Origin of the sequence: Nitrosomonas sp. (assembly GCA_031316255.1) — a bacterium.
GTDB lineage: Bacteria > Pseudomonadota > Gammaproteobacteria > Burkholderiales > Nitrosomonadaceae > Nitrosomonas.
This window is the reverse complement of the sequence record JALDQW010000001.1, coordinates 532,372-552,846: the sequence shown is the minus strand read 5'-3', so window position 1 is coordinate 552,846 and position 20,475 is coordinate 532,372. Positions and strand designations below refer to the sequence as shown.

The window sequence follows — 20,475 nt, the reverse complement described above, 5'->3', positions numbered from 1 at the left end:
CAATTCAGTACTATGTTCTCGCTTCTTCTTGATTAAAATGCTGAATTTATTAGACGCACTCTTTAGTTAAGATAACTGTAATTCAGATAAGGTCTTTTTGTATTTCACACATCACACATTGGAATTGTCGTCAAACGCAGCCAAGAAACAAAAACGCGATGCTTGTTTGTTAGGATATAGAACCATACAGGTCACTAAAATAATCTTATTACTATCACTGCTGTTCCGATAACTAGCGAATAAGGAAGCTTGATTCAACTGGAACTGCTGCGATAGGGTTTTCAGTAACTTATTGAATAAGATTGCAGAATCATTCTATATTGTAATACAATTCTATCTAAAATTTGAATCAAGGCATAAATAAATTTGAGTCTCTGATAAACTGCTATCAAACAAGACGTGCATTTCGTACTGCAAGTTGTTGGTCATGTTATCATGGCGATGGCACAGTTATCCGGCCGTATCAGTTTACGCAAGATTTTTGATAATGGAATGTGCAAGCATATCCCTTTATTATCTGGCAAAGCTAAGGATTTGCTCCAAGCTTGTCTATATTCAATGAGAATAAATCCGATGGCTTGTATTACGCATTGGTTAGATTTTTCTTCTTACAATAAAGCCACCATGGATTTTTCAAATCTCTTCTTTCGTGCCCCCTGTAGTTCATGCTGTCTGTTTTATTCGCATTCCTACTGGTAATGAGATAATCCTGATAGATCATTTGTGTATCCCGGGCAGTTTTCTTGTTCTTTACAAAAAGACCTTGCCGGGGCTTTTAAGAAAAAGTCAATTTGATATAATTAAAAGATTTTTAACAATTAAGGCTAAATATGAACGATTATCTTTTTACTTCCGAATCTGTGTCAGAGGGTCATCCGGATAAAGTGTCTGATCAGATTTCGGACGCTGTTCTTGATGCTATTATGAGTCAGGATGCCAACGCGAGAGTTGCATGCGAGACTATGTGTAGTACTGGTCTAATTGTGTTATCGGGTGAAATTACTACAAATGCAACGGTTGACTATAATGTTATTGCAAGAGAGACAGTGCAAAAAATTGGTTATACCAGCTCAGATATAGGTTTCGATTCGACAACCTGTGCTGTTCTGACCGCATTTAACAAGCAGTCTCCTGATATTGCTCAAGGCGTAAACCGGTCAAAAGAAGAAGAAATGGAACAGGGTGCGGGTGATCAGGGTTTGATGTTTGGCTATGCTTGTAATGAGACGCCGCAATTAATGCCGATGCCAATTTTTTATGCACATCGTTTGGTTGAATGTCAAGCTGCTCTAAGAAAAAATGGAAAGCTGACTTGGTTGCGCCCGGATGCCAAATCTCAGGTTTCAGTACGATACCAAGACGGGAAACCCAAACATATTGAAACTGTGGTCATTTCAACGCAGCATGATCCAGATATTAAATATGATGCATTGAAAGAAGCGATAATTGAAGAGATTATTAAGCCTGTTTTGCCTCAGGAAATGTTAAATAATCAAACCCAATATCTGGTGAATCCGACAGGACGTTTTGTTGTGGGTGGCCCGATGGGAGATTGCGGATTAACAGGTCGCAAAATTATCGTTGATACCTATGGCGGCATGGCGCGGCATGGTGGTGGTGCATTTTCTGGTAAAGATCCTTCGAAAGTTGACCGTTCTGCTACCTATGCGGGCCGCTATGTGGCTAAAAATGTTGTGGCTGCTGGATTAGCAAGTCATTGTGAAGTGCAGATCGCCTATGCAATTGGTGTGGCAAAACCAGTTTCACTGATGGTGAACACTTTCGGTACTGGCAAGATTCCAGATGAGAAAATAATCCAATTGGTCGCTAAGCATTTTGATTTGCGTCCCCGAGGCATTATTCATTCGTTGAATCTGTTGCGTCCAATTTATGCCAAAACTGCGGCGTATGGTCATTTCGGACGGGAAGACCCGGATTTTACCTGGGAGGCAACGGATAAAGCTGACGTGTTACGAGCTGAAGCTGGAATTTAATTCTTTTTTTAGTCTGGTTTTTGTGTACATGTAAATCATTTCTCCACTACGCTGAGGGGCGCTGCAATGGAAGATTCCGTGAGGCTCGGCTTGTGGTTATTGGTAACAACGGCGCTCGTTCCAAGTTATAGGAGAATGACTATGAACGCTGTGCTAAACCCTGATGGAAGTCAATTTATCGATTATAAGGTTGCTGATATTTCTTTGGCTGAATGGGGGCGCAAGGAAATTGCAATTGCAGAAACCGAAATGCCTGGTTTGATGGCAGTTCGAAAAGAGTTTGCGAACCAAAAACCATTAGCAGGTGCGCGTATTGCAGGATCTCTGCATATGACTATTCAAACGGCAGTATTGATTGAAACTTTGGTAGCACTGGGCGCAGAAGTCCGCTGGGCATCATGTAATATTTTTTCGACACAAGATCATGCTGCCGCTGCGATAGCATCCCGGGGAATCCCGGTTTTTGCATACAAAGGTGAATCACTGGATGATTATTGGGATTACGCGCATCGGATTTTTGAGTGGAGTGTGGATGGACAGTCAGACAGCGCTAATATGATTCTTGATGATGGTGGCGATGCTACGTTGCTGTTAATACTGGGTAGCAAGGCTGAAAAGGATATCTCGGTGATCGCAAATCCTTCCAACGAAGAAGAACAATCCTTGTTTGCTTCGATTAAAAAGAAACTTGCCGCCGAGCCAAATTGGTATTCAAGTAAACTTGCCAGTATTCAGGGTGTAACCGAGGAAACAACGACGGGCGTCCATCGTTTGTATGAAATGCAAAAGAATGGAGAATTGCCATTTCCCGCGTTCAATGTAAATGATTCCGTAACGAAATCCAAGTTTGATAATCTTTATGGGTGCCGTGAATCGTTGGTTGATGGCATCAAGCGCGCAACGGATGTGATGATTGCTGGAAAAATTGCATTGGTCTGTGGATATGGAGACGTCGGCAAAGGTTGCGCACAGTCATTGCGCGGTCTGGGTGCTACTGTCTGGATTTCCGAGATTGATCCGATATGTGCATTGCAGGCAGCAATGGAAGGTTACCGTGTAGTTACGATGGATGACGCATGCGATAAAGCGGACATCTTTGTGACAGCAACAGGTAATCTGCGGGTTATTACCCATGACCATATGCTGAAAATGAAAGATCAGTCCATAGTGTGTAATATTGGACATTTTGATTCGGAAATCGATATTGCCTCGGTACAGAAATACCAGTGGGAAAATATCAAACCGCAGGTTGATCATGTTATTTTTCCAACCGGGCGCAGAATTATTGTATTGGCCCAGGGAAGGTTGGTTAATTTGGGTTGTGCGACCGGTCATCCATCATTTGTAATGTCGAATTCATTTACCAACCAAGTGTTGGCGCAAATGGAACTTTGGCAAAATGGTGACAATTATCAGAAAGAAGTTTATGTGTTGCCTAAGCATCTCGATGAAAAAGTAGCAAGACTTCATTTGAATAAGCTTGGCGCAAAACTGACTGAATTAACAGATGAGCAAGCTTTATACTTGGGTCTTGATAAAAATGGTCCATATAAGCCTGATATGTATCGCTACTAAATAAAGTAACTTGTTGAAAATTAGTAGAGTAAATACTTGCAATGTAACGTATAGTTGCTTTGCGAGTATCGTACATGGGGTTCGGGCTATAATAAGTTGCTTTTTTCCCGGCATATCAGCAGCCTGAATATAACTAATCAAGACATGCTTTTTTATACTTCTATAGGTGTTGGTATGGCCTATATGTTCGGGACAGCATAATCTAGCGTGTTCTGTCAATCAATTAAGATGGAATCACAAAAACAATATATACCTACTTTCAGTTTCGAACTTTTTCCGCCACAATCAGAACAAGGTGTCGAGAAACTGAGGATTGCACGAAAACAATTAGCACGGCTAAACCCTAAATTTTTTTCAGTTACTTTTGGCGCTGGCGGATCAACGCGTGAGCATACACTTGAAACCGTGCTCGAGCTGCAGTCTGAAGGTTGTGTGGTGGCGCCGCATATTTCCTGCATTGGTTCCACCCGAAAAAAAATTCACGAGATTCTGCAGACATACCAACAAGCAGGTATTCAGCGCCTTGTTGCCTTGCGGGGCGATCTGCCTTCAGGTATGGCCCAGGCTGGCGAGTTTCGTTACGCAAATGAGCTTGTGGCGTACATAAGAGAAGCTTTTGGTCAAACATTTCATATCGAAGTTGCAGCTTATCCCGAGTATCACCCGCAGGCGCGATCTGCGCAGGCTGATCTGGAAAATTTCAAGCGTAAAATAGAAGCAGGCGCCAATTCTGCGATTACTCAGTATTTTTATAATGCGGACGCCTATTTTCATTTTGTCGATACATGTGAGTCAATTGGGCTATCTGTGCCAATAGTGCCCGGCATCATGCCAATTAATAAATTTTCACAATTGGTTAGGTTTTCCGATAGTTGCGGTGCAGAGATTCCACGTTGGGTTCGAAAAAAACTGGAAGGCTATGGCGATGATATTGAATCTATTCGTGTTTTTGGTCTGGACGTGGTGACGGCGATGTGTGAGCGATTACTCAAAGAAGGTGCGCCGGGTTTGCATTTTTATACCATGAACAGTGCGGATTTGACGTCCGAAATTTGGCGGCGGTTGGGTATTTAAGAAATGTTCTTGGACATACCCAGGTATGGTTGTTTTGAAAGCTGATTGAGAGTAGGTTCTTTTTCCAGAATAAGCAAGCCAGTATATAATATTGTAATATTTTAAGTCATCAAAAAAACATAAGGTGATTGCACGATGGAAGAAAAAAAGAACGATATTGAAGCGAAGACTGAGGAAGTGGCTATACCTGATATGTCGCCGGTTGATGAATGTATTGATCACGGGCAAGATATATTGGCTACCCAGCTTGGGTTTGTAAAAGATAAAAACTACGATTTTGCGCCTGAATTCAGGGATATGACGACGCAACTTTATTTGCTCGGTGTCATGTGGAAATACGCGGAAGGATTGGAGAATGTTGAGAATCCCCGTGAAACGGCATTTTCGGCCATAGAAACCATGCTTGAGCGGGATGGTGTGAAGCCAAAAGATATTATTAAACGGGTTGAGTTTCTGAAAAAAATGTCGCAAATGGAAGATGGAAGCAACGCGCTGGCTGTTGCCATTGGTTATGCTTCACGACCTGATGACCAGAGCCTGGTTGAAGTTTTCGAGCACTATGTTGATGATGTTCAGGTATCTGGTGCCTTCTGGCGGCTTTATGATCGTGGCAAGAAAACGATGTTGTATGGTGGGCTTTTTGTCGCTTTTGTTGTTATCTGGTTTGTTACGCTATTCATGCCGGGTAACTCTACGATAGCAATACTGGCGGCAGGATTGATATCGGCTGCTTTATTTGTTATTCCTGTATTTTTGGTTGGATTGCTGATTTATCATTTCAAAATCAAGAAAGCCAAACAGTCAACCTAAAAACAAATTATTATCGACTGTCGGCTTAGAATGAGTGCACAAATCATCGATGGGAAACAGGTAGCAAGTAATGTACGGGCGGAGTTGAAACGCCGTGCAACCAAATTGACGAAACGGGGTATAAGGCCGGGGCTTGCTGTTATTATGGTCGGTGATAATCCTGCTTCAGAAATATATGTACGAAATAAAGTAAAGGCATGCGGGGAAATCGGCATACATTCCGAAGTACATCATTTTTCTGGAAGTACAACGCAAGAAGAAGTGCTGAATTGCATCAATGCGCTCAATCAGAATAAGCATGTTCATGGTATTTTGGTGCAACTGCCGCTGCCGTCCCATTTTGAAAACAATAGCGTTATTACTTCAATTGCCGTCGAGAAGGATGTTGACGGCTTTCATTTATATAATGTTGGTGCATTGGTTACTGGAAATACCAATTTTGCACCGTGCACACCTTCAGGTGTGATAGTCATGCTCGAGCAGTATCATGTCGCAGTTGAGGGTAAGCATGCCGTTGTTATCGGACGCAGCAATATCGTGGGTAAGCCTATGGCAGTAATGCTTCTGGAACGTGGTGCGACAGTGACAATCTGCACATCTAAAACAAGAGATTTGGCACAATTTACCCGTTCCGCAGATATACTGGTGATTGCTACCGGTAAGCCTAAAATGGTTACTGCCGAAATGATTAAACGCGGTGCTGTAGTCATTGATGTGGGAATCAACCGATTACCCGATGGCGGGCTTTGCGGCGACATTGAGTACGATACAGTCAAGGAAATCGCGGGTTATATCACACCTGTTCCGGGTGGGGTAGGACCTATGACTATTACCATGTTATTGAGTAATACAATTCTTGCGGCTGAGCGCACAGAACGCAGCGAAAACTGTGGATGAGGATAAAAAATTAAAATGATGGGATTAAAGTATCATGGAATCACAGCCTGATATAGACCCGCAGGAAACGCAAGAATGGCTGGATGCGCTGGAGTCGGTTTTAGTTAACGAAGGTCCCGAGCGTGCCCATTTCTTGCTGGAGAAACTGGTTGAGAAAGCGCGTCGTTCAGGTACATATCTTCCGTATAGTGCAAACACAGCCTATATCAATACCATACCGACGGGAAAAGAAGCGCGTTCTCCTGGTGATAATGCCATCGAACATCGTATTCGATCATATGTGCGCTGGAATGCCATGGCGATGGTGCTCAAGGCCAATCGATCAACTAATGTGGGCGGGCATATCGCAAGTTTCGCCTCGGCAGCGACGCTTTATGATATCGGTTACAACCATTTCTGGCATTCGCCCAGTGAGAATCATGGTGGAGATCTGGTTTACGTGCAGGGACATTCATCGCCGGGTATATACGCCTATGCTTTTCTTGCCGGAGAATTAACGGAAGAAAACTTAAATAACTTCCGCCAGGAAGCCGAAGGCAACGGCCTGTCTTCTTATCCGCATCCCTGGTTAATGCCTACATTCTGGCAATTTCCAACGGTATCCATGGGACTTGGCCCCTTAATGGCGATCTATCAGGCGCGATTTATGAAATATCTTGGAAGTCGCGGCCTGGTAAATACAGAAGGGCGAAAAATTTGGGCATTTATGGGCGACGGAGAAATGGATGAGCCCGAATCATTGGGTGCCATTACGCTTGCGTCGCGCGAGAGCCTGGATAATTTGATTTTTGTGGTCAATTGTAATTTGCAGCGACTTGACGGGCCGGTTAGAGGTAACGGCAAGATTATTCAGGAGCTGGAAGCTGCTTTCCGCGGAGCGGGCTGGAATGTGATCAAGGTCATTTGGGGGTCTTACTGGGATCCTTTGCTGGCTAAAGATACCAAGGGACTGTTGCAGAAACGCATGATGGAATGTGTCGACGGCGAGTATCAGAATTTCAAAGCCCGTGATGGCGCCTATGTGCGCAAGCATTTTTTTGGCAAATATCCGGAATTGCTGGAAATGGTTGCAAATATGTCTGATGACGATATCTGGCGCCTGAATCGGGGCGGACATGACCCTTACAAGGTTTATGCCGCCTACGCTGAAGCTGTGAGACATAAGGGGCAACCCACGGTTATTCTGGCGAAAACGATCAAAGGCTACGGCATGGGCGAAGCCGGTGAAGCGCAAAATATTACGCATCAGCAAAAAAAGATGGGTACAACTTCATTAAAAGCATTCCGAAATCGATTTGGTCTGGATGTGCCTGATGACAAAATTGATGAAGTACCTTATCTGACGTTTGATAAGGACTCGCCTGAGTACACTTATATGCGCGAACGCCGTGAGGCATTAGGCGGTTTCTACCATCGCCGCAAGCGATATGCCGATCCGCTAGAAGTGCCGCCGTTGAGTGTATTTGAATCGATTCTGAAAGCCAGCGGTGAGGGGCGAGAATCTTCAACGACTATGGCCTATGTGCGCATACTGAATATCCTGGTCAAGGATAAGCAGCTCGGTAAACATATTGTGCCCATTGTTGCCGATGAATCGAGAACTTTCGGAATGGAAGGCATGTTTCGTCAATTGGGTATCTGGTCATCTGTCGGTCAACTCTATACGCCACAGGATGCCGAGCAGTTAATGTATTACAAAGAAGACAAACACGGTCAGATTCTGCAGGAAGGAATCAACGAGGCCGGTGCGCTGTCATCTTGGATAGCCGCTGCTACAGCGTATAGCACGCATGGTATACAAATGATTCCTTTTTTCATTTTTTATTCCATGTTTGGCTTTCAACGTGTTGGCGACTTGATTTGGGCGGCTGGGGATATGCGTTGTCGTGGTTTTTTGCTCGGTGGAACGGCAGGGCGTACTACGCTCAATGGCGAAGGCTTGCAGCATGAAGACGGTCATAGTCATTTGGCTGCTTCTACCATACCCAACTGTATCTCGTATGATCCAACATTCGCCTATGAACTGGCAGTGATTATTCAGGATGGCTTGCGCCGGATGTGTCAGGACCAAGAAGATATTTTTTATTACATTACTGTAATGAATGAAAATTATACGCATCCTGAGATGCCAAAAGATGTGGAACAGCATATTTTGAAAGGCATGTATTTATTCAGCGAAGCGGGTAAGCGCGCTAAGGAACCGCGAGTGCAACTACTTGGATCTGGAGCGATAATGCGGGAAGTGATTGCTGCTGCCGATATGCTTAAGCAGGAATATGGCGTAAACGCAGATATTTGGAGTGTGACGAGTTTTACCGAATTGAGGCGAGAGGCCATGAGTATTCATCGATGGAATATGCTGCATCCGGAAAAAAAGGAAAAAACTTCGCATGTTGAACATTGTTTGCGGGGAAGAGAAGGTCCTGTGATTGCCGCTACCGATTATATGAAAATTTATGCAGATCAGATTCGTGAATTTGTACCGGGTTGCTATCGTGTGCTGGGTACGGATGGTTTCGGACGATCGGATACCCGCAAGAAACTGCGCCAGTTTTTTGAAGTTGATCGTTACTATATTACCGTTGCTGCATTGAAAGCCCTGGCAGATGAAGGGAAAATCGCCAAAAAGACAGTGACGCAGGCGATTAAGAAGTTTGAGATTGATCCGGAAAAACCCGATCCTGTTGCATTATAGTTATACTGCGTGTTTATATTTTTAAGGAATACATGTGGGAGAACTTAAAACAGTATTCATTCCAGACATTGGCGACTTTACGGATGTTCCCGTCATCGAAGTTTATGTTCAAACCGGAAGCAGGGTAAATGTAGAAGATCCACTGCTGGCATTGGAGTCCGATAAGGCAACCATAGATATACCAGCACCTTTTCCGGGTGTGATCAAAGAGATTAAAGTTAAAGCCGGTGACAAAGTGTCGGAAGGTTCGCCTGTTGCGGTAATCGAAGTCACAGAAACTGTTGCAGACGAGCCAAAAGCAGACGAAAAGACTGATAAATCGGAAGAAGCCAATACAGATAAAGTTTATGAGGCACCTGAAACTGATGCTCAGCAGCATGTTGTCGAAGTGAAACCTGTCCAGTCTGTAGCGAGAACCGTTTCAACCGAAACAGTCCACACACCCATGCCGACTTTGGCAGAACCAGGTGAAACCACAAATTCCAGGGCGCATGCGGGTCCCTCTGTGCGTCGTTTCGCACGCGAATTGGGTGTTAATCTCGATTTGATTACAGGAAGTGGTCCCAAGCAGCGCATTCTTAAAGAAGACGTGCAGGCATTTGTAAAGGCGAAATTATCGCAAATACAAATGGACGGTAGGCATATAGCTGCAGGTGGTTCACTCGAATTGTTACCGTGGCCGCAAGTCGATTTCGCGAAACATGGACCGGTAGAGATTAAGTCGCTTTCGCGGATTAAGCAAATTGCCGGCGCAAACCTGCATCGTAACTGGGTCATGATTCCTCATGTAACTCAATTTGATGAAGCGGACATTACCGACCTGGAGGCGTTGCGCAAGGAATCCAATGCATCGGCGAAAGATAAGGAGGTTAAATTGACGTTGTTGGCCTTTTTAATGAAAGCATTGATTGCATCGCTCAAGAAATTTCCGGAGTTTAACGCTTCCCTGGATAAGGATGTCAATGGAGAAACAAACCTCATTATCAAACGCTATTATCATATCGGTTTTGCTGTGGATACTTTCAATGGTCTCGTTGTGCCTGTTATCCGGGATGTAGACCAGAAAGGCGTGATGGCGATAGCGCGTGAACTCGGTGAGTTGGCAGTGTTGGCGCGCGAAGGCAAGCTTAAACCTGCGCAAATGCAGGGCGCCAGTTTTACTATATCGAGCTTGGGGGGTATTGGTGGGACAGCTTTCACACCGATTATTAATGCGCCAGAGGTTGCTATTCTGGGTGTTTCAAAAGCCAGTTATAAACCGGTCTATCGGGATAGTCAATTTGAACCGCGTTTGGTATTACCGCTGTCATTGTCGTATGACCACCGGGTAATTGATGGCGCAGCGGCTGCGCGATTTACGTCACATTTGGCTGAAGTACTCACAGATATGCGGTTGGCGTTGTTGTAAGTCTTTGCGCATGTTTACTTGTCCCGTCAATACTGTCCGCCATGACTAAATTTCCTTTGGTGGGGATATACGGTGGAACGTTTGACCCTGTTCATTACGGACATCTTCGTGTAGCCGAGGAGCTTGTCGATGTTATCGGGTTTGAACGGTTCTATTTTGCTCCGGCCGGTGAGCCGCGGCTACGCGAAGGTCCTGTCGCACCAAAACACCACCGCGTTAGAATGGTTGCACTGTCCATACAGAATAATGCTCGGTTTTCTTTGGATGATCGTGAGACAAAACGTTCAGGTATGAGCGTAACCGTAGAAACTTTGCGGGAATATCATACAGAATATGGTGGGAATACAGCGTTTTGCTTTATTATGGGTGTTGATACCTTTTTAAGGATTAATTATTGGTATTTGTGGCAGGAGCTCTTTCATTTATGTCACCTGGTTATTGTGGATCGACCCGGTAGTATGCGTATGATTGATCGACAAGATTTGCCCCAGGAAATACAACATGCATGTGTGTCTCGCTGGACTGACGATCCAGGTGATTTGACGCGCCAGTTCAATGGTAAGGTTTATATTGCGCAAACAACTTTGCTGGATATTTCAGCAACTCGAATACGCAACCTCATTGTGGCAGATAAAAGCGTGCGTTATCTGTTGCCTGATGTTGTCTTAGATTATATTAAAACTCATCACCTGTATTCAGGAGAAAATGGATTCAAATAAGTTGGTTAAACTAACGGTCGATGCGCTTGAAGAAATCAAGGCGTTTGATATAAAAGTGCTGGATGTTACCAAATTAACATCAATGTTCGACTATATAATTATTGCAAGTGCAAGTTCTTCGCGCCAGACAAGAGCGCTGGCTAATAATGTTCAAGAGAAAGTAAAAAATGCGGGCGGCAGTATTTTATGCCTTGAAGGAGAACAAACAGGTGAATGGCTGCTTGTCGATCTGGGAGATGTCATTGTGCATATTATGCAACCAGAAGCACGGGAATATTATAATTTGGAAGCGTTGTGGACGGGATGATTTCGATAAAGAACCGATAAACCTTGTTTTTTAAACGATTTGTCATATATTTTCGTGATATAAGTCATGATGTTAATCAGTATTGAGAATGAATCATGGCAAAACAAGGCAATGCAAAACTGAATGAATGTGTTGATTTTCTGACCCGGGTTGAAATTCCAGTTCTTAAACAGACTGCCCGCAAATTGGCCATCTTGTCGGAAAATTCAGATAATCTCAGTGCGCGCAACATCGCTCAGATTATCAAAAGTGATCCGCTAATGGTCGTCAAGTTGATGCGTTATCTGCAACACCACAAAAAACGTGCCCAGGAACATGAAATCGTGGAAGTGGAGCAGGCGCTAATGATGCTTGGATTGGAGAACGCTTTGAAAAAAGTGCCGCCGGAGCCATTGGTTGAAGATTTGCTTGGACGTGAGCATATGAATGCGCTGGTGTATTTGCTCAAAGTAACGCGTCGTGCCAAAGTCGCGTCGATTTATGCATTCGAATGGGCGGTGCGCTTGCAGGATTTGCATTATGAAGAAGTGCGTATCGCTGCATTATTACACGATATCGCGGAAATGCTGATGTGGTGCTTTGCGCCAAGAAAAATGCAGCGCATTAAATCAATGCAGACAAAAGACAAAGCCATGCGCAGCCATCATGCGCAGGAACAGGTGTTGGGGTTTTCACTGCATGCCCTGCAGCATGCATTGGCGATCAAATGGAAACTGCCCAAACTGTTGATTACGCTCATGGATGATGACTGTGCCAGCCAGCAGCGTGTTCGTAATGTATTTCTGGCGGTTAATCTCGCCAGGCACTCTGCAAATGGATGGGACGATGCCGCATTGCCGGACGACTATGAAGAAATCGGGCATCTGTTGCATCTAAAGCCTGAAGAAGTCATGACGATAGTTGGCGCAAAAAAACAGACTGATGCAGTCCGAGTGAGTTAGGAACTGGTAAACTCCGGTGCGATGTGGGTTCGTTAACGATTTGATTCTGAGTTGGTTCATATAAACGGTTTGCAGCGATAGTTATGGGCTTGGATTCGGGCGTAAATAATGAATTGCCTCGATTCCATCCAGCGCTTCAGCCGATAATTCTATTTTAATGCTGTCGATATTCGTTTTGAGTTGTTCCATGGTTGTTGCGCCGATAATCGTGCTGGTAAGGAATGGACGGCTGTTGATATAGGCCAGTGCCATCTGCGCTGGATCAAGCCGGTATTTTTTCGCCAGTACGACATATTGCTCGATTGCATCGGTTGCATTTGGACTGCTGTAACGTGTGTAGTGTGGAAACAGGTCAAGCCGGGATCCTGCTGGTTTTTCGTTATCCAGATATTTTCCTGAGAGCGTGCCAAAACCCAGTGGCGAATAAGCTAGCAGTCCGACTTTCTCGCGCCAGGAAACTTCTGCCAGACCGACTTCATAGCTGCGGTTCAACAAATTATAAGGATTCTGAATGCTGACAACACGTGGCAAGTTGTATTGTTCGGCAAGCTGCAGAAAGCGCATGACACCCCACGGTGTTTCATTCGACAGGCCGATATAACGTATTTTACCCGCCTGTATCTGTTGATCCAAGGCCTGGAGTGTTTCAATAAACGGGGTCTGTTGCGTTTCGTCTTTTGGTGTGAACCCCAGTTGCCCAAAATAATTGGTTCTACGTTCGGGCCAGTGCAGTTGGTATAAATCGATGTAATCGGTTTGTAGACGTTTCAGGCTGGCATCCAGTGCGTTCTTAATGAATTTCTGGTTAAAAGTTGTTTTGCCCTGCCGGATATGAGGAATCCAGTCGGTTCCTGGGCCTGCTATCTTGCTGGCCAAGATGACTTTGTTACGCTGGCCGCTTGTTTTAAACCATTCTCCGATGATTTCCTCAGTCCGTCCGTACGTTTCAGCTTTCGGTGGTACAGAATAAAGTTCAGCGGTGTCGAAAAAATTGATGCCCTCGGCAAGCGCATAATCCATCTGCTCGAATGCTTCCGCGCGTGTATTTTGCTGGCCCCAAGTCATTGTGCCCAGGCAGATAATACTGACCTTTGTATTGCTGCTGCCAAGATTTCTATAGTGCATCATAGATGTTTAAGGAAGTGATATAAAAGTGATATAAATAAGTGCGGGATTGTGCTTTGGCGGACAATAAAGACTGCCGCGCACAATCGCTATCAAAGGCTTATATATTAAAATACTTGCAGTGATATTGAAATATATCGGATTACAGGAATAAAAACATGGCTTTGGCGCCAGATATGCCAGACGGTATTACTATTTTCTGGCGACGGTTGGCTTGCGGCCAGATGCGTGCGCTGCAGAATCTGACAGATGTTGTGTGTTTTTATGCCAAAATGCAGTCATCTAGAGACAGATGAACTGATTTAAAGTAGTGAATAGATTTGGGATAAGCAGGTTGTTCTGCAAGTGTTCGAAGCAGCTAGATCATTCTCGGTTGTTTACGCTATCCATCTGATATTGCCGGGTTTTCAGTGAGCTTGTCCATGTCCATGGGCTGTGTCCCTGCCCTGTTTATTGAAAAGCTCACGTACCCGGCACTAACGAATTGATAGCATACTCGTTTCTGTTTTTTATCAGAGAACCAATTGGACTATAGCTGTGGCCAAGATTGAGGTTTATGGATAATTCTTATTGTCCACGTGCCAGTTCGTCACATTTGTCTAAAAATGCTTGTCGTGCTTCTTCGTTGTCTTTTAATTCGTTAAGCGCAATTTCCATTCCTCTGCCTGCACAGTTCGACGAGCTGGCTTCCGGATATCCGCCACTGGAGCATCCGGTCAAAACAAGAATGAAACCAGCTGTACATACTGCGCTATATTTAATATTCATCTAATATTCCCCTTTTTAAATTTTCTACGGTGGCTTGTTGTTATAACCCGATTTGTATATCGTGTAAATTGTTTGAAGCGAGTCTGGATAACAAGCTCAACGTCTGTTATTGTACCTGAATCATTGCAATCTGAGTTTATTATTCAGTCAAAACAGAACCCTCGGTTGAGTTGTTATGGGAACTGTAACCTATCCGTTTCGTGCTTTCACTGCTGTTTTATGTCCCCAGAAACCGCTCATAGCGCCGCCCAGTATAATTAATCCCATTCCTAACCATGCGACCGGTGGTAGAATTTCGTTCCAGATGAGTATGCCCCAGATACCTGCAAACAGGATAGTGGTGTATCCCAGTGAGCTCACAACCAGTGTTGTTCCGGTGCGGTAGGCGCGGGTCATGGCGAGCTGCGCCAGTGTGGCCGTGATGCCGATGCCGATCAGCAGGTGAATGTTTTGTTGCGTGACAGGACTGGTTGCGGAGAATAACAACCAGGAGCCGGTTATCAGCGTGCAGATCAGGGTGAAATAAAACACAACACGCCATTCGGATTCGCCCAGATTGCCGAGTTGCCTGACATTCAAATATGCTATTGCGGCAAAAAAACCCGACGCCAGCCCGAGAAATGCTGCCAGCCAATGGTCTTCATGTAATGTGGGGCGCAACAAAAATATGACGCCGATAAAGCCTATCGCAAGTGCAAAAATCACCGGCCAGTGTAATTGTTCTTTAAGTATGATGATGGAAAACAACACCATAAACAACGGCCAGGTATAGTTCAGTGAAATGGCGGTGGCCAATGGCAATTCTGTGATGCAGTAAAAGAACATTAAAAGGCTGATGAGGCCGGTCAGGCCGCGACTGAAATGTGTTTTCAAGTGACCGGTGCGCAATGTCAGGCGGTTATGGCGTACAAACAACCCGATAATGGCAACACCCATGAGAGACCGGTAAAAAACCAGCTCGATACTTGTAAAGTGACTTGCGCTGAGCTTGACCAGTACGCTCATGCAGGCGAACAAAAAGGCCGCAACCAGCATCCAGAGTGAACGCATGTTAATTTATATTGGATCGGTAAAACTACAGGTGTGCCTCAATTTCTCGACGAAGAAATTGATGGAAATGGGCCATGCCTGCTTCCATCGGCATCTGGTAAGGACCGATTTCGTTAATCGATTGGTCGTATAAAGCGCGACGGCCTTGGGTCATACGCATGCAAATTTCTTCGTCTTCAACAGCGGTTTCCAGGTAGGCAGCCTGTTCTGCTTCGACGAATTCCCGTTCGAAAAGCACAATTTCTTCAGGGTAATAAAATTCGACGACATTTATGCATCGATCAACATCCGTCGGCAAAAGCGTGCTGATCACCAGCGTATGCGGGTACCACTCGAGCATAATGTTAGGAAAGTAAAGCAACCATATCGCCCCATGTTGCGGTAATCCACCTTCGTATTGCGCTAACACTTGTTCTTGCCATTTTGCGTAGACTGGAGTGCCCGAATGTTTCAGAAAACTTTTGTTTACACCAACTGTTTGTACGCTATACCAGTCACCAAACTCCCAGACAAGATCGCCTGTATTGACGAAATTGCCCAGGCCAGGATGAAACGGATCGACATGGTAATCTTCAAGATATACTTCGATAAATGTTTTCCAGTTGCAGTTGTAGTGGTCGATCCGTGCATGGTCAAACAGGTAGCCTGAAAAGTCAAAGTCGTTCAAAACGGTAAGATTAGCCATATCCTCTGCAACGGATCGCTTTCCCTGGAACAGAAGTCCGTTCCAGTTTTGCAACGGTGTTTTCTCCAGATGTGTGCAGGGATTCTGCTCAAAATGCGGCGCGCCAAGTAATTGTCCGTCCAGGGCATAAGTCCAACGGTGTAACGGGCAGACAATACTCCTGGTATTGCCTTTGCCTGTAAGTATGCGTGCCTGGCGGTGGCGGCAAATATTGGAGATAAGTTCAATACCCTGTTGATTGCGAATCAACATTTTTGCATTTTTCATCCATTCGGGTACATAGTAATCGCCGATTCCGGGAACCATGACCTCATGGCCAATGTAACCGGGGCCATTATTAAACAAAAATTTTTTTTCAATGTCCAGTATCTTGGAATTAAAGTACCAATCGACTGGTAACTGGATTGATGATTTTGCCAGTTGCGAGACTTCAGTCATATTCAATATTCTGTCCTCTGACTATTTTCAATAAAGCAAAAAAGTAATGATCGAATGAATGAAAAGTTATAATTCTAAATCTAAATTTGTACGATAAGAAGAAACAAAATAAAGTGGCTTGGCTATAATAGTGGTTGTAGAAGAGAAAATCATTGTTCTTCTGGCGGTTAACGCACTAAAATGCTTTGCGGATGGAGTGATATAACCTTCAATTGATTAATTAAATAAAAGAGAGAATTTTGATGAAACTAAATCAAAAGATCAAAGTAAATCCATGGGCTTGTCTTGTGCCAGCTGCCTTGGCTGTGGGGTTGGCTGCTTGTGGTGGTGGCGATGGCGGCGGCAGAGGCAGCACCGGTGGAGAAGCTTCAACTGTTACTCGTGTAATGCCAACCGGCGCTGCGACAGGTGTGTTGATGAACAGTCCAGTTTCCGGTGTTTCCTACAACGCTTCATCCGGTAAAAAAGGGATTACCAATGATAACGGTCATTTTGATTTTAATTATGGGGATACCGTCGAATTTAAACTGGGTGGTTTGACACTGGGCAAAGTCAAAGGTATGCCGGTGGTGACGCCGATTGATCTGGCCGAGGGCGATGACAACAAGTTGCTCAATCTGCTGGTTTTGTTACAGTCACTCGATTCGGATGGTGATGCGTCCAATGGTATTACCATTACGGAAGAAGCAGCGGCTGCCGTGAATAATACGCTCAGACTCAATAGCGAACCGGAAGCATTCGCACGTTCGTCCGAACTGCAAGGTGTTCTGGAAGCGGCGGGTATTGAGCATGACGCCAAAACGGTTGATGACGCCAGTAAACACTTTATGGTTTCCGGCGTCGCGACACTCAGCACGCAAATCTGGGCGAATTATAGCGATAGCACGGCATCTGTGTTAAGGGTTGCGGCAGACGGTACCGGTGAGTACTTGCAGGGACAGGCATCGCCCGATGATTCCTGTGATGAGAATCGTGTATGTGGTGGACGCACTATCTTTCAGGCCGGTGTCGAGCATGGTTTTGCCAGGGCAGTTGAATTTGATACGCGTGGCTTTAAAGTTGCCGGAGAAACAACGATTGATACCAATCTGAAAGCCGGATTGTCAGATCCAGGCCCAACCCGTCGTATCCGTACGGATGGCCTGGATATGATTAATTCCGATATTGTGACGGTGCAAAGAGAAAGAGAACAGAAAAGCGTATTTAACGAAATGTTCAATATTGCCAAGCCGATTGAACTCAGTGATGAAAACGAAGTGGTCGAAAAAGAAATCAAGGAAACACGCTTTGCTAAAATTGATAATGATCCTAACGGGATAGTCGGTGCATGGGTGTATGATGCGGATGCGATCAAAACCAAGATGCTGGTGTTTTTTGCGAATAACCGATTCTTGTCGATTGATCCGATCGGAGAGGCAACACGTGACAATCAGGCGAACTGCGCCAGACCGGGCGTGGAATTCGCGACATATGACTACAATAAGGGCAGCAATCAACTAAGAATTACCGGCTTTACCTATAATACGGACGGTTGTATTGGGTTCTCCGGAAGCGATGGGGGGCATAGTTTTATCATCGATTCAGATGGCAATACAGCCAAACTTGAGAAGCAGGGTGAAGAACCTGTAACGGTCTATCGTGTTTCCGGGTAAATTTGTAGTTTACTGATTTTTTTTAAAAATGAATCCCCTGGAAATTGAATGATTTCCAGGGAGTCATGCAAGTCTGCTTTTCCAGCGATTGCTGGAGAATTCTATTCTGAACTCCTTATACTTCTGAATATGCCCATTCTGCGTGTCGCACTTAATGTTCCACTCGACACGTTGTTTGATTATGCGGTTGACGAAGCCAATCACAACGATATTGGTCTTCGTGTGTATGTTCCGTTCGGTCCCAAAAAAATGATTGGCGTCATTATGGAAGTCTGTTCAAACACGGCTATTGCACCCGAGAAACTGAAATCCGTATTTTGCATTTTTCGGGATATTCCGTCGTTATCCGGTGAGTTACTCGCGTTATTTTCTTTTTGCAGCGAATACTATCATCATCCGCTAGGCATGGTCGTGATGAACAGTCTTCCCGGAAAGTTGCGCAATAACAAACCGCCAAGCATGAAAGTCGCAGTTAAAGCGGCACGGTTTATGCTGACAGAAACGGGCAGGCGGGTGGATGTGTCGTGTATTCCGGCGCGAAATAAAGTCATGCATCGCTTGTTTTCCATCTTGAACAATAACAAGTCAATCAATGCGCATGAAGCGCGGAAAATTTCACCGCATGCGGCGATTGTATTAAAAGACTGGGTGAAAAAAGGGTGGGTGGATTCTGTATGTGAAACAGATTCCATGACCGATGAGCCGGTAATACCTGAATTGACGCCGGAACAGTCGGTAGCTGTTGATGCAATAACTACAAAATTCAATCAGTTCAATACTTGGGTGCTACATGGTGTAACCGGCAGTGGTAAAACGGAGGTGTATTTGCGCCTGATTGCGCAGGCGTTGTCAGAAGGTAAGCAAACGCTGGTGCTGATTCCGGAAATTAGCCTGACGCCGCAACTGGAATCGGTGTTTCGTAAACGTTTTGTGGCAATTCAAATCGTCAGTCTGCATAGCGGTTTGAATGATACGGAGAGGCTGATTGGCTGGTCTCTGGCGCAGCAGGGGGAAGCTCGCGTTATCTTGGGAACGCGGCTTGCGGTATTTACGCCATTGCCACAGTTGGGGCTGATTATTGTGGATGAAGAGCAAGACAGTTCATTCAAGCAGCAGGATGGATTGCGTTATTCGGCGCGTGATCTGGCAATTTTTCGCGCAAAGCAAAGGCGTATTCCTGTCGTGCTGGGGTCGGCAACACCATCTCTGGAAACTTACCATAGTGTTCTAAACGGCCGCTATCACTGCTTACAGTTAAGAAACCGTGCGGTTAAGAATGCGGTATTGCCGCAAGTTGAGTGCGTCGATATGCGTTCTGAAAAACCCCTGAACGGCTTGTCCAGATCGCTGATCAAGGCAATCGACAATTGCCTGACGCATGGGCAGCAAAGTTTGGTTTTTATCAATAGGCGGGGCTATGCGCCGGTATTGATGTGTCCGGCCTGTGGATGGGCTGCGGTTTGTCAACGATGCTCGAGTCGTTTGGTTGTACATTTGCGCGATAAAAAATTATCCTGCCATCATTGCGGGCATTGGGAATCATTTCCTAACGCATGTCCGCAATGCGGAGAACAGGATATGATGCCGTTTGGCCGTGGCACACAGCGTGTCGAGGAAGCACTGGCAATGCAGTTTCCGTCGGCGCGTATTTTGCGAATTGACCGCGACAGTACGTCGCGCAAGAATGCCTGGCGGACAATTTTGCAGGCAATCCATCGACACGAAGTCGATATCCTGGTTGGAACTCAGTTGCTGGCAAAGGGGCATGATTTTCCAAATTTGACTTTGGTTGGCATTTTGGGTGCGGATACTTCTTTGTATAGTACCGATTTCAGGGCTGGGGAACGTCTTTTTACCCAGTTGATGCAGGTGGCAGGCCGGGCTGGTCGGGCAGAAATCCCTGGACGGGTACTTATTCAGACCGATTTTCCAAACCATCCGCTTTATCAGGCGTTAAAGCAGCATGATTATGATGTGCTGGCGAAAATGATACTGGCTGAAAGAAAAGTTGCGGATTTTCCACCCTATGCCTATCAAGCATTGCTGCGTGCCGAAGCGCATAACCTGCAAACGGTTTTCGATTTTTTGAATGCGGCGCGTAAACGGGTGCAGTCGTCGGCAAGTGTTGAAGTTTTTGATCCGGTATCTGCGAACATGGTACGGCTGAAGGGCATGGAGCGGGCGCATTTACTCGTGCAATCGGGCTCGCGAAAAAAATTGCAGTCTTTTTTAGCGCAATGGTTTCAACAAATAAGTACGCTGACTGCTTATAAAGTGCGGTGGATTCTGGATGTGGATCCTATTGAGTTTTAGGTATGACAAACTATCTTGAATTGG

At 45.1% G+C, this 20,475-nt stretch carries 17 protein-coding genes and 1 riboswitch; of the genes, 13 read left to right on the top strand and 4 right to left on the bottom strand.

Going from position 1 to position 20,475, the window contains the following annotated elements; translation table 11 throughout:
- Window positions 1-830 precede the first annotated feature (830 nt).
- From metK to MRK00_02535, 10 genes are all read left to right on the top strand, one after another.
- Window positions 831-1,994, top strand: a complete 1,164-nt coding sequence (gene metK, locus MRK00_02580) for a methionine adenosyltransferase (GenBank protein ID MDR4516267.1) — start codon at window positions 831-833, stop codon at window positions 1,992-1,994.
- A 47-nt stretch (window positions 1,995-2,041) separates the two neighbouring features.
- Window positions 2,042-2,118: riboswitch (S-adenosyl-L-homocysteine riboswitch) on the top strand.
- Window positions 2,119-2,135: 17 nt separating this feature from the next.
- Window positions 2,136-3,569, top strand: a complete 1,434-nt coding sequence (gene ahcY / locus MRK00_02575) for an adenosylhomocysteinase (protein ID MDR4516266.1) — start codon at window positions 2,136-2,138, stop codon at window positions 3,567-3,569.
- A gap of 228 nt (window positions 3,570-3,797) precedes the next feature.
- On the top strand, window positions 3,798-4,643 hold the full coding sequence (metF, locus tag MRK00_02570) for a methylenetetrahydrofolate reductase [NAD(P)H] (protein MDR4516265.1): 846 nt from the start codon (window positions 3,798-3,800) through the stop codon (window positions 4,641-4,643).
- A gap of 135 nt (window positions 4,644-4,778) precedes the next feature.
- Window positions 4,779-5,453, top strand: a complete 675-nt coding sequence (locus MRK00_02565) for a hypothetical protein (GenBank protein ID MDR4516264.1) — start codon at window positions 4,779-4,781, stop codon at window positions 5,451-5,453.
- 30 nt (window positions 5,454-5,483) lie between these two features.
- Complete coding sequence (gene folD / locus MRK00_02560) at window positions 5,484-6,350, top strand: bifunctional methylenetetrahydrofolate dehydrogenase/methenyltetrahydrofolate cyclohydrolase FolD (protein MDR4516263.1); 867 nt, start codon at window positions 5,484-5,486, stop codon at window positions 6,348-6,350.
- 34 nt (window positions 6,351-6,384) lie between these two features.
- Entirely contained in the window at window positions 6,385-9,045 is a 2,661-nt protein-coding gene (gene aceE, locus MRK00_02555; GenBank protein MDR4516262.1) for a pyruvate dehydrogenase (acetyl-transferring), homodimeric type, read from the top strand.
- Window positions 9,046-9,079: 34 nt separating this feature from the next.
- Window positions 9,080-10,453, top strand: a complete 1,374-nt coding sequence (gene aceF, locus MRK00_02550; protein MDR4516261.1) for a dihydrolipoyllysine-residue acetyltransferase — start codon at window positions 9,080-9,082, stop codon at window positions 10,451-10,453.
- Between the two features lie 41 nt (window positions 10,454-10,494).
- On the top strand, window positions 10,495-11,172 hold the full coding sequence (gene nadD / locus MRK00_02545; GenBank protein ID MDR4516260.1) for a nicotinate-nucleotide adenylyltransferase: 678 nt from the start codon (window positions 10,495-10,497) through the stop codon (window positions 11,170-11,172).
- The gene (gene rsfS, locus MRK00_02540) at window positions 11,159-11,479 is read left to right on the top strand and encodes a ribosome silencing factor (protein MDR4516259.1); all 321 of its coding nucleotides are present in this window, start codon (window positions 11,159-11,161) and stop codon (window positions 11,477-11,479) included. The genes nadD and rsfS overlap by 14 nt, the downstream gene beginning before the upstream one ends.
- Before the next feature lie 95 nt (window positions 11,480-11,574).
- The gene (locus MRK00_02535; GenBank protein ID MDR4516258.1) at window positions 11,575-12,420 is read left to right on the top strand and encodes an HDOD domain-containing protein; all 846 of its coding nucleotides are present in this window, start codon (window positions 11,575-11,577) and stop codon (window positions 12,418-12,420) included.
- An 81-nt stretch (window positions 12,421-12,501) separates the two neighbouring features.
- Here MRK00_02535 and MRK00_02530 read toward each other — a convergent pair whose 3' ends face one another.
- Window positions 12,502-13,545 (bottom strand): NADP(H)-dependent aldo-keto reductase, encoded by a 1,044-nt coding sequence (locus MRK00_02530; protein ID MDR4516257.1) that lies wholly within the window; start codon window positions 13,543-13,545, stop codon window positions 12,502-12,504.
- A gap of 158 nt (window positions 13,546-13,703) precedes the next feature.
- On the opposite strand from MRK00_02530, the gene MRK00_02525 reads away from it, so the two are divergent.
- The gene (locus tag MRK00_02525) at window positions 13,704-13,841 is read left to right on the top strand and encodes a hypothetical protein (protein MDR4516256.1); all 138 of its coding nucleotides are present in this window, start codon (window positions 13,704-13,706) and stop codon (window positions 13,839-13,841) included.
- Window positions 13,842-14,112: 271 nt separating this feature from the next.
- On the opposite strand, the gene trbK is transcribed toward MRK00_02525, so the two are convergent.
- The 3 genes from trbK to MRK00_02510 form a co-directional block, all read right to left on the bottom strand.
- Window positions 14,113-14,313, bottom strand: coding sequence for an entry exclusion lipoprotein TrbK (gene trbK, locus MRK00_02520; protein ID MDR4516255.1), 201 nt, complete (start codon window positions 14,311-14,313; stop codon window positions 14,113-14,115).
- A gap of 189 nt (window positions 14,314-14,502) precedes the next feature.
- Window positions 14,503-15,363 carry a DMT family transporter gene (locus MRK00_02515; protein ID MDR4516254.1) on the bottom strand — a complete coding sequence of 287 codons (861 nt, stop codon included), beginning with the start codon at window positions 15,361-15,363 and terminating at the stop codon, window positions 14,503-14,505.
- 25 nt (window positions 15,364-15,388) lie between these two features.
- Window positions 15,389-16,495, bottom strand: coding sequence for an aromatic ring-hydroxylating dioxygenase subunit alpha (locus tag MRK00_02510; GenBank protein ID MDR4516253.1), 1,107 nt, complete (start codon window positions 16,493-16,495; stop codon window positions 15,389-15,391).
- A gap of 233 nt (window positions 16,496-16,728) precedes the next feature.
- Between MRK00_02510 and MRK00_02505 the strand changes: the two genes are divergently transcribed.
- Together MRK00_02505 and MRK00_02500 are read left to right on the top strand one after the other, a co-directional pair.
- The gene (locus MRK00_02505; GenBank protein MDR4516252.1) at window positions 16,729-18,138 is read left to right on the top strand and encodes an adhesin; all 1,410 of its coding nucleotides are present in this window, start codon (window positions 16,729-16,731) and stop codon (window positions 18,136-18,138) included.
- Window positions 18,139-18,267: 129 nt separating this feature from the next.
- On the top strand, window positions 18,268-20,451 hold the full coding sequence (locus tag MRK00_02500; GenBank protein MDR4516251.1) for a primosomal protein N': 2,184 nt from the start codon (window positions 18,268-18,270) through the stop codon (window positions 20,449-20,451).
- The last annotated feature ends 24 nt before the right edge of the window (window positions 20,452-20,475 follow it).